General features: G+C 58.5%; 16 protein-coding genes. 1 reads left to right on the top strand and 15 read right to left on the bottom strand.

The window, feature by feature from the left end; genetic code table 11:
* Nucleotides 1-37 precede the first annotated feature (37 nt).
* The 15 genes from tilS to ruvC form a co-directional block, all read right to left on the bottom strand.
* Nucleotides 38-1,375 (bottom strand): tRNA lysidine(34) synthetase TilS, encoded by a 1,338-nt coding sequence (tilS, locus tag ACQZ63_RS07765; RefSeq protein WP_111801834.1) that lies wholly within the window; start codon nt 1,373-1,375, stop codon nt 38-40.
* Nucleotides 1,376-1,405: 30 nt separating this feature from the next.
* Nucleotides 1,406-2,398: a tol-pal system protein YbgF gene (gene ybgF, locus ACQZ63_RS07760; RefSeq protein WP_019564898.1), complete on the bottom strand. Its 993-nt coding sequence runs from the start codon at nt 2,396-2,398 to the stop codon at nt 1,406-1,408.
* A 158-nt stretch (nt 2,399-2,556) separates the two neighbouring features.
* Nucleotides 2,557-3,090, bottom strand: a complete 534-nt coding sequence (gene pal / locus ACQZ63_RS07755) for a peptidoglycan-associated lipoprotein Pal (protein WP_003511386.1) — start codon at nt 3,088-3,090, stop codon at nt 2,557-2,559.
* 210 nt (nt 3,091-3,300) lie between these two features.
* Nucleotides 3,301-4,608 (bottom strand): Tol-Pal system beta propeller repeat protein TolB, encoded by a 1,308-nt coding sequence (tolB, locus tag ACQZ63_RS07750; protein WP_003511387.1) that lies wholly within the window; start codon nt 4,606-4,608, stop codon nt 3,301-3,303.
* A gap of 20 nt (nt 4,609-4,628) precedes the next feature.
* Nucleotides 4,629-5,798: a hypothetical protein gene (locus ACQZ63_RS07745; protein ID WP_111801835.1), complete on the bottom strand. Its 1,170-nt coding sequence runs from the start codon at nt 5,796-5,798 to the stop codon at nt 4,629-4,631.
* Nucleotides 5,799-5,806: 8 nt separating this feature from the next.
* Nucleotides 5,807-6,265 (bottom strand): protein TolR, encoded by a 459-nt coding sequence (gene tolR, locus ACQZ63_RS07740; protein ID WP_003511389.1) that lies wholly within the window; start codon nt 6,263-6,265, stop codon nt 5,807-5,809.
* Nucleotides 6,266-6,311: 46 nt separating this feature from the next.
* Nucleotides 6,312-7,031: a protein TolQ gene (gene tolQ / locus ACQZ63_RS07735; protein WP_003511390.1), complete on the bottom strand. Its 720-nt coding sequence runs from the start codon at nt 7,029-7,031 to the stop codon at nt 6,312-6,314.
* A gap of 261 nt (nt 7,032-7,292) precedes the next feature.
* The gene (ybgC, locus tag ACQZ63_RS07730) at nt 7,293-7,733 is read right to left on the bottom strand and encodes a tol-pal system-associated acyl-CoA thioesterase (protein ID WP_003511391.1); all 441 of its coding nucleotides are present in this window, start codon (nt 7,731-7,733) and stop codon (nt 7,293-7,295) included.
* Nucleotides 7,730-8,266, bottom strand: coding sequence for an NUDIX hydrolase (locus tag ACQZ63_RS07725; RefSeq protein WP_111801836.1), 537 nt, complete (start codon nt 8,264-8,266; stop codon nt 7,730-7,732). The genes ybgC and ACQZ63_RS07725 overlap by 4 nt, the downstream gene beginning before the upstream one ends.
* Nucleotides 8,263-8,790: an NUDIX hydrolase gene (locus tag ACQZ63_RS07720; RefSeq protein ID WP_003511393.1), complete on the bottom strand. Its 528-nt coding sequence runs from the start codon at nt 8,788-8,790 to the stop codon at nt 8,263-8,265. The genes ACQZ63_RS07725 and ACQZ63_RS07720 overlap by 4 nt, the downstream gene beginning before the upstream one ends.
* Nucleotides 8,790-9,368 (bottom strand): DinB family protein, encoded by a 579-nt coding sequence (locus tag ACQZ63_RS07715; RefSeq protein ID WP_111801837.1) that lies wholly within the window; start codon nt 9,366-9,368, stop codon nt 8,790-8,792. Before ACQZ63_RS07715 ends, ACQZ63_RS07720 begins: the two co-directional genes overlap by 1 nt.
* A gap of 37 nt (nt 9,369-9,405) precedes the next feature.
* On the bottom strand, nt 9,406-9,624 hold the full coding sequence (locus tag ACQZ63_RS07710; RefSeq protein WP_075807662.1) for a hypervirulence associated TUDOR domain-containing protein: 219 nt from the start codon (nt 9,622-9,624) through the stop codon (nt 9,406-9,408).
* Nucleotides 9,625-9,676: 52 nt separating this feature from the next.
* Nucleotides 9,677-10,717: a Holliday junction branch migration DNA helicase RuvB gene (gene ruvB, locus ACQZ63_RS07705; protein ID WP_003511396.1), complete on the bottom strand. Its 1,041-nt coding sequence runs from the start codon at nt 10,715-10,717 to the stop codon at nt 9,677-9,679.
* Nucleotides 10,718-10,843: 126 nt separating this feature from the next.
* Nucleotides 10,844-11,461: a Holliday junction branch migration protein RuvA gene (ruvA, locus tag ACQZ63_RS07700; RefSeq protein WP_003511397.1), complete on the bottom strand. Its 618-nt coding sequence runs from the start codon at nt 11,459-11,461 to the stop codon at nt 10,844-10,846.
* 31 nt (nt 11,462-11,492) lie between these two features.
* Nucleotides 11,493-12,005 carry a crossover junction endodeoxyribonuclease RuvC gene (ruvC, locus tag ACQZ63_RS07695; protein ID WP_003511398.1) on the bottom strand — a complete coding sequence of 171 codons (513 nt, stop codon included), beginning with the start codon at nt 12,003-12,005 and terminating at the stop codon, nt 11,493-11,495.
* A gap of 248 nt (nt 12,006-12,253) precedes the next feature.
* On the opposite strand from ruvC, the gene ACQZ63_RS07690 reads away from it, so the two are divergent.
* On the top strand, nt 12,254-14,563 hold the full coding sequence (locus tag ACQZ63_RS07690) for a methyl-accepting chemotaxis protein (protein WP_111801838.1): 2,310 nt from the start codon (nt 12,254-12,256) through the stop codon (nt 14,561-14,563).
* The last annotated feature ends 9 nt before the right edge of the window (nt 14,564-14,572 follow it).

Raw genomic sequence — 14,572 nt, 5'->3', positions numbered from 1 at the left:
AACTATTCCAAGGCAATTCACGAAAAAGAGGCCGGATTTAAACCGGCGGCTGTGGATAGGCCGCACGGCCGAATAAAACCGCGATGGCATTCGCCAACTCAAGGTCGAAGCGCGGCAGAAAAAGATCGAAGGGGGCAAGCCTCGGCACGATACTCATGGCGCCTTCCGGAGAGGCTCGAGGGGGAACCAACGTGGCAATTTGCGGCAGGATCGCCATCGCCTGTTTTGCAATCCCTGGCGGCACCGCTGGAAAAAGCGCTGCCGCATCCGCAATGCCACCCGTCCTGCCCGCCGCAATATTGACCGGAAAAGCCGATGTGTTTTTCACAAGGAAACGATCGTCCCAGAGGCCCTGCCCACCAGCCTCGACTTGCAGTTCCGGCATATTCCGGTGCTCGCGGAAAAGATAAAGCCCGTCCTTTCGGCGATCGAGAAGAACGCGGCCAACCGTTATCCGCCCGTTCTCACCGGTTTTTAGAAACTGCAACACCCGATCCATGCTGCTGGCCGCCGGGAAATAGGCCCTTCCACCGAGATTAGCGATGAGCACCGCTAGCCCGTGCCGAAATTCGGGAAGATCGGGCATCAGGCCTTCAACCGACAATCTGGCGAGCGTGGCGTCAAAGACTTCTACGTTTTGTTGGAGGAAAAAGGCGGTTTTCTCGGAATATGCCTGTCGTTTGACGGCGGCCTGCGCATCAAACGGCGGCGGAGAGTCGGAAAGCGACTGCCGCACACGAACCCGCTCGTAGCGCGCGTTGTCATTACTCGGGTCGTCAAACCAGCCACGCGAGCGAGATGATACGAAATCGCGGATTTCCTGTCTTTCACAGGTCAGGAACGGCCGCATGATCCAGTGGCGTCCACCGTATAATACAGCATCCGCCATGCCGGCGAGGCCGAGATTTTCGCTGCTCCCGCTTCTGGCGGCACGCATCGCCACGGTTTCCCGCTGGTCGCCAAGAGTATGCCCCGTCACGACGAGATCAGCGCCAATGTCGCTCGCAACATCGGCGATCAGAGTATATCGGGCAAGACGAGAGGCTTCGGAAATGCCGGAAGCGGGTTTGGGGTCATCCCATCGGCGCACGGTATGCGGGATGCCGAGTTCCGCGCAGAGCAAGGAGACCTTGTGAGCCTCATCAGCGGATTCCGCCCTTAGGGCATGGTCAACCGTGACGGCGGAAAGCCGCACCCGGTCGGGGTCTGCCTCCGCCTTCGCCTCATGCAGTGCCAGCAACAGACCGGTGGAATCGCTACCGCCGGAGATTGCGATGAGAATATGGACGGGTTTGCGAAGATTTTCGACGAAAGACCTAGCCGCAGCGAGCGGCGCAACCGTCTTTTCGTTCAAAATGCGGACATCAACCGGCATGGAAAGACCGCCGCCATGGCAGGAGCAAGATCAGCAGCTCAGCCGCTTCTGTTCGCTGGCAACCTTGTTCAGCACAGTCTTTGAAGCACTGGGATAACGCTTCGGCACTTCGCGCAGCGTGGCGCAGGCGGTCTCGGTGTTGTCCAGAGCTGCAAGCGACATGCCGAGCTTCATCAGCATTTCCGGTGCTTTCGGAGACTTGCCATAGGTCTGATGGCCGTTCAGGAAAGTCTTTGCGGCCTCGTTGAACTTGCCCTGCGAATATTGTGCCTCGCCCAGCCAGAAGCTGGCATCGGCGGCCTTGGTGCCCTTCGGGTAACCCTGGAGATATTGCTGGAACCCCTGCTCCGCCAGCTTGTAATCGCCGGAAAGAACATGGCCGTAAGCAGCCTGATAAATATCGCCCTCGCTGGTGAGTGCTGCGGTGTTGACCGGATCGGTCTTGCGCGAACCGTTGCCGGTGGTAACGCCCGGAAGACTACCGGAAGAATTATTGGCACCCTGGTTCAATGAGCCACCGATCGGCATGCCCTTGGAATCAAGCTCGATGGAGCCAAGCGTCGTCTCTCCCGGTGCACTCGTCGGCGCGTTCGCGGAAGCGGACGGCGAAACGGAAGCGCCACCCTGAGGTGGCGTTTCGATGATCGTTGCAACGTCGTCGCTCGGCGGAGCGGCCGGAGTGGCCTCCGCCTTCTTTTTCGGCGCGGTGGTACTCGCGCCTTTGCCGCCTTCCAGTTCCTGGAAACGGAATTCATTGTCTTCCTGCGCCTTGCGGATCGTTTCCTGCATCTGCAAAAGCTGGAAGCTCATTTCTTCGATACGGCCGTTGAGCTGCCGGATCTGTTCTTCAAGCTGCTGAACCTTATAGGCTTCATTGGCCTGAACCCGCACAATTGGGACCTGCTGAGAGTTGATCGTGCCGAAGCTACCCCCCGCACCGAACAGCGGACCCGAAACGGCTGTGCCGCTCAAGCCGGTGCAGGCTGCAAGCCCCAGCATTCCCGCCACGACAAGTTTCTTCATCTCATTTGCCCTGCCTTAAATGATTTGCACCGGAATGGCGCAAGCCGGATTTTTTCCATATCAACCGAAAAAGCAACTTAACTTCGGCCAAACTATGAAAAAAACGAAAGGCGGCCCATAGACCGCCTTCCATTCGAGATCACAAAAGCGTCAGGCGATTACATGCCTGCGCCACCGAGAACCGTCACAGCGCGGCGGTTCTGCGACCAGCAGGAAATGTCATCGCAAACGGCGACCGGCTTTTCCTTGCCGTAGGAGATCGTCTTCATGCGGCTCGCCGGAACGCCCTGGGACGCCAGGAAGTCACGGGTTGCAGCGGCACGACGGGCGCCGAGCGCCAGGTTGTATTCACGCGTACCGCGCTCGTCGGCATGGCCTTCGACGGTGATGGCGTATTTCGGGTAACGGGCAAGCCACTGTGCCTGGCGCTGAAGCGTCTGCTGCGCGTCTGCACGGATGGACGTCGAGTCCGTATCAAAGAAGATGCGGTCGCCAACATTAACCGTGAAGTCCTGCTGGGAGCCGGGCGTCGCAGAACCCGCACCGCCGAGACCGAGCTCACCGGCGCTATTCGGCATGTTCTTCTTGTTCGCGCAGCCTGCGAGAGCAAGAGCGAGCGTCATGGCGATAACAGCCGGATTACGGGCCAGTTTCTGCATCGGGCTGAGTGCCGAAGTGTGTGTACGGCTCATCGCCGGTCTCTCCTTGGGATTGCAATAACGTTGCCAGACACTAACGGATCGAGGTTAATAGCCGACAAACGCTTATGGTTAACAGAAAGGAAACGTCCCACTTTTTTGCTCCCTCACAACACTTTGCGGCAAGAAAGAGGCAGTTTCCCGTACGGCATATGTAAAAACATGACGGCGCCGGTTGGGCCGGCGCCGTCATGGCAGTCAATATCAGTCCAGAAGCGGCGACCAGGCCGGGTCTGAAGCGAAGGTGGGAGTCTTGATCAGCTGTTCGTTGTAGCCGGTCAAGTCGATCGAATAGAGCTGCGGACCGCCAGCACCAGCGTTCTGGCGGAAGAACATCAGCACACGGCCGTTCGGCGCCCATGTTGGGCCTTCATTATGAAAGCCGCTGGTCAGAATGCGCTCACCCGAACCGTCGGTTTTCATCACGCCAATCGAGAACTTGCCGCCCGATTGTTTTGTGAAGGCGATCAGATCGCCGCGTGGCGACCAGACCGGCGTGGAATACGACCCGTCGCCGAACGAAATACGCTGCTGTCCTGAACCATCGGCATTCATTACGTAAATTTGCTGACGGCCGCCACGGTCGCTTTCAAAGGCAACACGTTGCCCATCCGGGGAGAATGACGGTGCAGTATCGATCGCGGACGTGTTCGTCAGGCGCGTCGTGGTTCGTGAGCGCAGGTCCATGGTGTAGATATTGGCGTTACCATCCTGCTGAAGGCTCATGATGACCTTCTGGCCATCCGGCGAGAAGCGCGGCGAGAATGTCATGCCGGGGAAATTACCGACCACTTCGCGCTGTCCGGTTTCCAGCTGCAGCAGGTAAACGCGCGGCTGCTGGCCTTCAAACGACATGTAGGTGACTTCCTGACGGTTCGGCGAAAAACGCGGCGTCAGGACGATGTCGTTCGAATTGGTGAGGTTACGGACGTTGAAACCGTCCTGGTCCATGATCGACAGCTGACGCTTGCGGGCTGTCTTCGGGCCGCTTTCGGAGACGAAAACGACGCGGGTATCGAAGTAACCCTTTTCACCGGTGACGCGCTCATAAATGGCGTCCGCGATGATGTGGGCGACACGGCGCCAGTTTTCCGGCTGCGTGAAGAACTGCTGCCCGGTCATCTGCTGGCCTGCGAAAGTATCCCAAAGGCGGAACTCCGCACGCAGACGGCCATCGCTTTCACGCGTCACGCGGCCCGTTACGAGTGCCTGCGCGTTGATAACCTTCCAGTCCTCAAAACGCGGCTGCTGATCCGGGTTGGCGATTTTTTCGATGAAGGCACTCTTGTTGACTGGCGCAAACAGGCCGGAACGCTGCAGATCGGCAGCAATTACGGCCGATACCTGCGCGCCGATGCCGTCACCCGAGATGAAGTCGGTGATGGCGATGGGCAAGGGTTCGACGTTACCCTTGTTGATGTTGATTTCCACCCGCGCAAAAGCCGGTGCGGAGAAAACCGACATAAGGGCCGCGACAGCGAGCACCAGCCGGATCGGCGAAAATATCTTCATGTTGCCAGGCCTTTCAGCATTCATAGCAATTCACTGGGATCGAAATTCACTACGACTTCGTTCCATGCATCATATTTGTCGGCAGGAAGGTTCGTGAACGGAGCAGAACGCATGATGGCACGATACGCACCACCGGAAAGGGCGCGACGCGTTCCCTCGGAACCACCCGTTGCTTCGATCTCGGGCCGGCCGATGATGGATCCATCACGGTCAAGCTTCATGGTGACCCGAACGCGAACGTCCGAGGCATCCGCCATGCCGGGAATGATCTGCCAGTTTTTCTGGATTGCGCCACGCAGCGCATCCATTTCCGTCTGGCTGAGCGTCGAACCGCCCGTGGTCTTTTTGCCGCCAAGCGATGCCTGCTGGGTGGAGCGCTTTGCACCACCACCGGAGGGCGCCTGCTTGTTCAAAAGCGCGGCAACATCGTCAGCGTTAAAATCGCTTTCCTTCGACGAAGCGGATTTTGCCGTTTCCTGCTTTTTCTCACCCGGCTTCTTGTCGGAAGGCTTGTCCGTGGACTTTGCCTGATCGGGCTTGGTCTCTGCAGGCTTCTCAGCGGTCTTCTGCTCGGCAGGTTTGGTCTCAGCCTGTTTCGGCACTTCCGGCTTCGGCGGCTCCGGGCGGGAATTCGGGCGCGGCACATTCGGCGGCACGGGAATTTCGGCCGGTTCCTGTTGCACCGGGGGCGGCTCTTCCGCTTTCGTTTCCTGCGGCGGCGGCTCCGTCTTCGGTTGCGGCGCGATCTCGGGCTTGGTCTGCGGCAAGGCGGCCATTTCCTGCGGCTTCGGAGCCGAGGTCTCTTCCTTGACGATTTCCTTCACCTCATTCGCCTTGGTGTCGACAACCGGCTGCGGCTTTTCCTGCTTTGGCGGAGCGGCCGCACTGATATTGTCGTTCGGCTTTGTAGTAGGCGTCGGCGGCGCTTCTATATCGGCCACGTTGTTGCCGACATTCTGAGCGTTCGGAACGATATCCGGACGTGTAGTCGGAACCGGGGCCGACTTTTCCGCCTTCGGCGCGTTCTTGTCGCCTTGCTGGATCTGGCTCAATTCCTCGATTGGCACCAGCTCCACAGGCAGTGCCTCAGCCTGCGACACGTCAAGAGGCTCCGGCGAGCCCAGGGAAACGAGGGCGAAAGCCAGAAGCGATACGTGCACGATCGCGGATGTGGTAAGGCTGCCCTTCATCGCTGACGTCAATTATCCTGTTTCTGCTGGGTCACAAGGCCGATATTCTTGAAGCCCGCTGCCTGGATACGCGCCATCACGTCGGCGACGACGCCGTAGGCGGCAACGGAATCCGCGCGCACGAAGATGCGTTCGTTATAACCTGTCGTGGCGATTGCCTGCAGCTTGTCGGCCACCTCGGCCGCCTGGATTTCCGTTTCCTGCAAATGGATCTGGCCATTGGCATTGACGGAAATCGTGATCGGCTGCGTATCCGAATTCAGCGCGTTGGCAGATGTCTGCGGCAGGTCGATCGGAACGCCGACCGTCATCATCGGTGCGGCCACCATGAAAATGATGAGAAGCACAAGCATGACGTCAACCAGTGGCGTCACGTTGATTTCGCTGATCGCGCCGCCCCTGCGACGTCCGCCGCGCCCACGGCGTCCACCGGAACCGCCGCTGCTGCCACCTGCTGACATACCCATAACATCTACTCCATTTTGCCTTGCGGCAAATTACTGCGCGGCGCGCTTATTGGGCTGCCTGCCGCGTCTGAAGTTTTTCATCGATCTGGCGCGACAAGATCGCGGAGAACTCGTCGGCGAAACCTTCCATACGAGCGGAAAGCTTGTGCGCGTCAGCCGTGAACTTGTTGTAGGCGATAACCGCCGGAATAGCCGCGACAAGACCGATGGCCGTTGCCAGAAGCGCTTCGGCGATACCCGGCGCCACGACCGCAAGGTTGGTGGACTTCGAACCGGCAATCGCCTGGAACGAGGTCATGATACCAACGACCGTACCGAAGAGGCCGATGAACGGACCGGCAGAACCGATCGTCGCCAACGAACCGAGGCGGGCCTCGTATTGTTCGCCTTCACGAGCAATCGTCACGTCCATTGCCCGGTCGATACGCATTTGCAGACCGATGGGTGAACGGGCGCCGCGTTCAAATGATTTCTTCCACTCCCGCATGGCGGAAACGAAAATTGCCGCGAGACCAACATTCTGGCGTTCTGCCAGAGTGCGGTAAAGCTCTTCGAGCGACTGGCCAGACCAGAAGACCTGTTCGAACTGGTCGAACTGGCGCTTTGCCTTGCCGAAGCTTACGTATTTGTCGAAGACGATCGCCCACGTCCAGACCGAGGCGGCGATAAGTCCAATCATCACGAACTTCACGATGAGGCCCGCCTGCATAAACAGCGCCCAGAGACTTACATCGTGCGTCGCCGCTGCCAAACCTGCCTGTTCCATAAATATCCAATCCCCGAATCCAAACGCCCGGTACGGGACCGGGCGATTCAAACGCGTGTTAACGCTCGAAGCTATGCAGCAACAGCCGCAAACCCCTTTGCCATACCCCGATACTTGCCAGTAAGCCTTACTTGCCAATAAATTTGGTGAAAGGAAGGCGTGCGCCGCACAAATGCCAGTTGCTAAAGTAAGACACCATTATGGTTAAAGGAGTGTTACAACCGCGCCACGTCTGATGGATTTACTGGACCAGCCCCGAACTTACTTCAGGAATTTTTCGGCCACCGTCTCCGGAAGGCGCCTTGGCCGGCCATTGGCATTGATGACGGCGATGATGACCTTGGCGGCAACAAGGAGCGTTTCGCCGCGCCGGATTTCCTGATTGAGCACCATTTTTGCGCCCCCGGCCTTTTCGGTAAGGGTGGTGATCGTCAACACATCATCCATCCGGGCCGGGCTCTTGAAATCGATCTCCATACGATGGACGACGAAAACGAGACCCTCCTCGTCGGCGGTCAGGAGTGCGCTTTGCTCGCAGCCGAGGCAACGCAGGTAGTCGGTTCGACCGCGCTCGAGAAAATGCAGATAGCGCGCGTGATAAACGAGGCCGGAAAAATCCGTGTCCTCATAATAGACCCGCTGGGTCAGGCGGTGCCCATGTTCGATGAGTTCGCCGGAAAGCGAAACCACAAGCTCGCTCATGATATCTCCTTGGAAAGTTCGGCCGCACCTGAACGACCTTCGCGGACGATAAGATGCTCGTGGCGCTGAGGCAGCATCTCGATGCGCTCAGCAATGAAACGGGGTCTGAGATCGTGTTCCAGCAGCGCGGAAGGCTGCGCGGGCAGCCAGCGGAACTCCACCTCGACGCCATCCAGCACGCGATGCACTATATCGCTTTCATGGAACGGCAAAGGCTGGCGCAGCGAAACCAGATAATAAAATGCCAGTTCATGCGCGGCATAATCATCATAGGCGAAAAAATTCTCCGCCGACCAGAGAAGACGCTCGACGGCGCAATCCCGGTCAAGCTCCTCGCCGATCTCGCGGATGATGGTCTGCTCGGAGCTTTCACCGATTTCCGCCCGCCCGCCCGGAAGGGCCCAATAGCTATCCTTGGCGCCACGCTGGACGAGAAGATAGTTGTCTTGGAAAATCAACGCCGCCACACGCATGCTGAACAGCTGCGGCTTGCGGTCCAGCCGGATCATATGGCGCTCAGGGGCAGAAGTCATTTGGCGTCCAGGTCGCCGTCATACCAGACAAGGTGTCTTGTGGTCTCAGGCAGGTGTTCTATTTCATCCGCGATGAAATAGGGCGGAATATCGAGTTCGGTCAATGCATCACGGGTCGCAGCGACCCAGCGAAACTCGAGCTCGTTATCGCCATCCTGAACGCGGTGAATGATATCCGTCGGGTGAAAGGCAAGGGTCTCCGGCAAATCCATCAGGTAATAGAAACCGAGTTCGTGCCACTCCTTACCCTCATAATGGAAAAAATTCTCGACCGCCCATAAAAGCCGCCCGACCTTCGCCTCGACGCCAAGTTCCTCGACCATTTCGCGCGCCAGCGTTTCTTCGGAACGCTCGCCCATTTCGGCGCGGCCACCCGGAAAGGTCCAGAATTTCTCATGGGACGCGCGGTGCACCAACACGTGGCCATCCCGAAACGCCAGCCCCGCAACGCGCATCTGGAAAATGCGTTTCGGCTTGAATTTCATGCGGATACGGGTGTCCTGCACCGTGGTGTCTTGCGTCATTATCTGAACCTGCTGGCTGGAAACATCAAATCGGTTTCCGTCCACCCTAACGCATCCATCTCGGCTTTTCTCGCCTTTGCGTCGTCTCCCACAATGAATTCATCCAGTTGTGGCGGCTTGATCATAGTGCCGGACAACATGGCATGCACCTGCCCGCGATGATGCGTCTGATGCTGGAAGAGATGGGACAACACATCATCGCAGCGATCCTGCTGGATGCGTGTTCCACGATGAATATTGACGATGGCAGCGAGGCCGTCCTCATCCAGCATGTCGACAAAATCGATCAGTTCTTCGTCCAGTTTCGCTTGGGCAGCATGCAGCTCCGCCATGGTGGCGAAAGGCTCTTCCTCTTCAAAAGCGGCAAGGCCGAGCGCCCCGCCCTTAATCGCGTCGATATAAAACAGGTCAACGGTGTAGATGTGGTTCAGGGTCGCCCGAAGGGTTGGAAAGAAGCTGACGCGAGCGGCCACGAATTCCTCCTGCAACAGCTGAAGACAAGCCTGATGCAGCCTTAAATTAGCCAGCCGGTTGTTGCGCGCGAGTTTGCGGAAAACCCGCATCGGATCGTATGCCATCGACGTCCCTTCTCATGGCGCCTGATAACGGCGCTTTTCAATCGACGTGTTCAAGCTCGGACTTGCTCTTCAGAACCTTCGCCCCATCTTCCTGCTCGATAAGATAAGCGGGTTCGTCCTTGCTGGCCTTGCGCTTTATCGTGGAACCGGAAATCGTTTTTTCGACATCATCAGTAAACGTCTCGACGATTTTTCCTTCGCCGGTTCCGTTGCCCCATTTCCAGCGAACCTTCGTACCCTTGCGATATCCAGACATCATCATTTCCTGACCAAAGAAAATCAAATGCGAAAGCGCCGGGCTTGTTCCCTCAATCCTCTTCCAGCGTCAGCCGGAATTGCGCCGCCTCGAGATCTTTAGGCGGCTGCATGCCCAGATGTTTCCAGGCAGTGCCGGTCAGAACGCGGCCGCGCGGCGTGCGCTGGATGAAACCCTGCTGGATCATGTAGGGTTCTATGATGTCTTCGATCGCATCACGCGGCTCCGACAAGCCAGCGGCGATGGTCTCGATACCAACAGGGCCGCCGCCGAAATTGACCGCGATCATGGTCAGATAGCGCATGTCCAGCTGATCGAGACCCATTTTGTCGACAAGCAACCGCGTCAGCGCTTCGTCGGCAATCTCACGGGTGACGGCTTCCGCCCGTGCCACCTCAGCGAAATCGCGAACCCGGCGCAAGAGCCGTCCGGCGATGCGCGGCGTGCCGCGTGCACGCCTTGCTATCTCGCGTGCGCCATCGTCGGTCATGTTCAGACCCATCAGCCGCGCGCCGCGCCGAACGATCAGCTCCAGCTCATCGACAGTGTAGAAGGCCAGACGGACAGGAATGCCGAAGCGGTCGCGCAGCGGCGTTGTCAACAAACCAAGACGCGTGGTCGCGGCAACGAGGGTGAACTTGGAAAGATCGATCTTCACCGAGCGGGCCGCAGGCCCCTCACCGATGATGAGGTCGAGCTGGAAATCCTCCATTGCCGGATAGAGAATTTCCTCGACTGCCGGGTTGAGACGATGGATTTCATCGATGAAGAGCACATCGCGCTCCTCGAGATTGGTCAAAAGTGCGGCAAGGTCGCCAGCCTTGGCGATCACTGGTCCGGAGGTGGACTTGAAGTTGACGCCAAGCTCCTTTGCCATGATCTGCGCCAGCGTGGTTTTGCCGAGACCGGGAGGCCCGACGAACAACACATGGTCCAGCGCCTCGCCACGGTTCTTTGCCGCCTCGATAAACACCTTGAGATTGGCGCGAGCCTCGGCCTGGCCGGTAAAATCGTCCAGCGACTGCGGGCGCATTGTGGTGTCGATATCTTCACCGCGCTTGTCCGCCGAAATCAGTCTGTCCGCATCGCTCATAGAGGGCATTCCATTGTTCTAAACCAATTCAAGAGATGGTCTTCGCCGCTATATCACGACTGTCGCACGAAGGCGCTTCACGAAATTCAGCATCGCACCCGGCTTCGTTCGCTTGCTGCGCGCAGCTTAGCGTGAAAGTTCGCGCAGGCCGAGCCGGATGAGTTTGGCACTGTCGCCGCCCTCCCCGCCGTTCTTCAGCGCGGCCGCAACGGCATTTGCGGCCTGATCGCGTGAATAGCCGAGATTGGTGAGCGCCGACACGGCATCCGCCACCGGCGCGGAGGCCACACCCTCGCCAAGTTCCTGCTTGAGTCCGATGGAAGCCGAAGCTTCTCCTGCAAAGGCAGGCGCCTTGTTGCGAAGCTCGGTAACGAGGCGCACCGCCACCTTCGGCCCTACGCCCGGCGCACGTGAAATCATCACCTTGTCCTGCAGCGCTATCGCATTGGCGAGTTCAGAAGGCGACAGGGTAGACAAGACGGCCAGCGCCACTTTCGAACCGACCCCCTGCACGCTCTGCAGCAGATTGAACCATTCCCGCTCAAGTGCCGACAAAAAGCCGAACAGCCTCAACTGGTCTTCGCGCACATAGGTTTCGATGAAGAGGACGACCGCTTCACCAGCGGAACCTATTTTTGAGAGTGTGCGCGCCGAGCAATAGGCGACGTAACAAACGCCGTGCACATCCACCAGCACGTAATCCGTGCCGATTTCCTCGATGGTGCCTTTAAGTTTTCCGATCATGATGCCGCCCGCTGCAATGAGACTTCAATATTCAACCGGCTGCCAATAGCCGCGCCATCCTGTCGCCGCCGCGATTATGGGCGTGGCAGATTGCGATCGCCAAGGCGTCCGCCGCATCGTTACCCTTGAATTCTGCTTTCGGCATCAGGATTTTCAGCATCATGTGGATTTGCTGCTTTTCGCCGTGCCCAACACCTATGACGGCTTTTTTGACCGCGTTCGGCGCATACTCGAAAACAGGCAACCCTGCCCGCGCCGGAACCAGCATGGCAATGCCGCGCGCCTGACCGAGCTTCAGCGTGGCGACAGCATCCTTGTTTACGAACGTCTGCTCCACCGCCGCCTCATCGGGTTGATAGCTGTGAACAGTATCCGCCAGCCCATCATGCAGCTGGCACAGGCGGGAGGCGAGATCCATATCACCATCCGATGTCACCGTGCCGGAAGCGACAAACCGAAGGCTGTTGCCGAAGGTTTCGATGACACCCCATCCGGTGCGCCGCAACCCGGGGTCGATACCGATGATTCGAATCGTCTTTTGCATAAGCCACCCTATCTTTTCGGCTGCGACCCTGCCAGCGATAAGTGAACAAAACGACAACATTGATCAAATTTGCAGTGCAGCATTTACCTCTGCTTAAACCGCGTACCGCATTGTTCCCGCACAAAATCAAAAAAGGGGAGCTGCGGACATGATGATCCGCAGCGCAATATTTTCGCCATATCAGCCATCCGGTGGCGCCATCAATGCATGGTGCGGGAAGTGATACGGCATTGAGGGCTGCATCGGCCATGCTGAACCGTTTTCATTCCATATCCACCAAAGTGCTCGTGATTTTCCTTGCGCTGATGACGATCTCGACCGGGGCTCTCACGCTTCTCGGCTATCAAAGCAGCAGCGGCGTTCTCGAGGAACAGGCGTCGAAATCCATGGAGAGCATTCTCGTCTTCAGGGGCGATATGCTGCAGGAACGCCTTGAGCAGCTTGAAACGCAGGCGGATTCCATCGCCAAGATCGAATCCCTGCAAATGGCGGTAGTTTCCATGCGCAGCGGCTGGGGCACCGTGCAGAAGAGTTCCGGCGACGCAAAGGCGGAACTGCAACGCGTCTTCGTCAAGGAGAACCCCTACGGAGAGAAAGAAAAGCTCATCAAGCCCGAAAATCCGAGCGGCTTTTATTATTCCACCCATGAAAAAACCCAGACGGATATCGGCGGCTACCTCAAGGGAACCCCATTCAGCGATGTTCTATTCATCGATCCGGCCGGCACGGTTTATTACTCCTATCTGAAAGGACCGGCTTTCGGGGAAACCGTCACGGGTGGCGCCTGGGCGGATAGCGGCCTTGGGGCTGCTTTTGCGCGCGGAGCCACCAACGCAGGAAAAGCCGTGAACGACGTGGCGCAGACGAGTTTCTCCGGTCTGCGCATCGACGCCGCGACTAAAGAGGCCGGCATCTATTTCGGTATTCCGGTAGTCAAATTCGGTGCGTTCAAGGGCATCGTTCTCTTCCGCGTCAAACAAGAGGTCTTCAGCCAGATCCTCGCGAAAGGCATCTCCGCCGGCAGCTCCGAACAATCCGCGATCGTTTCCGCCGATGGCAAGGTTCTGGGCGTGGATGGCAACGGTCTCGTCAGCCTTAATCCGGCAATCTATGCCTTCCATGCACAAGCACTTAATACGTCCGGCATGACGATTGCCAAGATCAACCGTCCGGACGGCGAAGCCAATGCCTATGCCCGCGCCTTCTCGTTTGCCGGTGAAAAATACCTCGCGGTGGAAAGCATGTTGCGCAGCGAGTTGAACGCCGGTTCCATTTCGATTGCCGGCACGTTAGCCGTCATCGGCCTTTGCGTTCTGGCAGCCATGTGCGCGGCAACCGCCTTTTTTGCACGGCGCCTGTTCGCACCGCTGGAGAAGCTGGCCGGGCTGACTGGCGAAGTGGCGGCAGGCCGTCTCGATGCCGAGATCGGCAATCAGGACCGCAAGGACGAGATCGGCCGCATGGCGCGCGCGCTTGGCAGTTTCCGTGAAAAACTCATTTTGCAGCGGGAAATGGAAGCGACCACGTCCCGCACGCGCGAGGAAGCCGAAACGGCACGCCGCGCACATCTTGCGGAACGAGAGGCCGAGGCCGGCACGCTGCAAATGGTCGTGCGTTCTCTTGACGAAGGGCTGGATCGACTGGCAAGCGGCAATCTCGCCTATCGCATTGAGACTGTCTTCCCAGACGATCTTGAAAGTCTGCGCCACAACTTCAATACGGCGCTTGCAAGGCTCAGCGAGACCATGCAGGCCATCGGCGGCAATTCCGCCGCCGTTCGCGGCGGCTCGGAGGAAATGCGGGTAGGTGCAGACCAGCTCGCTGAGCGCACTGAACGGCAGGCCGCCTCCATTACCGAGACGGCAAGCGCCATCAAGGCAATCACCGAAGCCGTCCGCGACCAGATCGAACGCGCCGAACAGGCAACACGGATCGCCCGCGACGCCAGTACGCAGGCCACTGCGTCCAGCCACGTCATGGAGCAGACCATCGCCGCCATGGAAGCGATCCAGACCTCGTCGCGCCAGATCAACCAGATCATCGGCGTTATCGATGAAATCGCCTTCCAGACCAACCTTCTCGCCCTGAACGCAGGTGTGGAAGCCGCGCGTGCGGGCGAGGCCGGCAAAGGTTTTGCCGTTGTGGCGCAGGAGGTGCGCGAGCTGGCACAACGCTCGGCCGCCGCCGCAAAAGAAATCACCAGCCTGCTGAAGCGCTCCACCGACGAGGTTTCCACTGGCGTGGCACTGGTCGAAAAGGCGGGCGCCTCGCTAACCGGCATCGGCAAGCACGTGCAGACCATCAGTTCCCGCATCGAAGAAATCATGGAATCCACCCGCGAGGAGGCGCATACGCTTGCGGAAATCAACAGCACCGTCACCAGTCTCGACACCATGACCCAGCAAAACGCCGCCATGGTGGAGGAGACGACGGCGGCCATTCACAATCTCGCTTCCGAGGCGGGAGAGATGGACGGCAGGCTCGGACAATTCGTGCTCGCTTCCGACCGGCAACCTCCAGAACATCGCGAAACCCGGCAATTCCGTCGAGCGGGCTAAAAAAATGAA

Source organism: Agrobacterium sp. CG160-95, assembly GCF_053521725.1.
The sequence above is the reverse complement of the archived record's forward strand: the minus strand, read 5'-3'. Positions and strand labels throughout refer to the sequence as shown.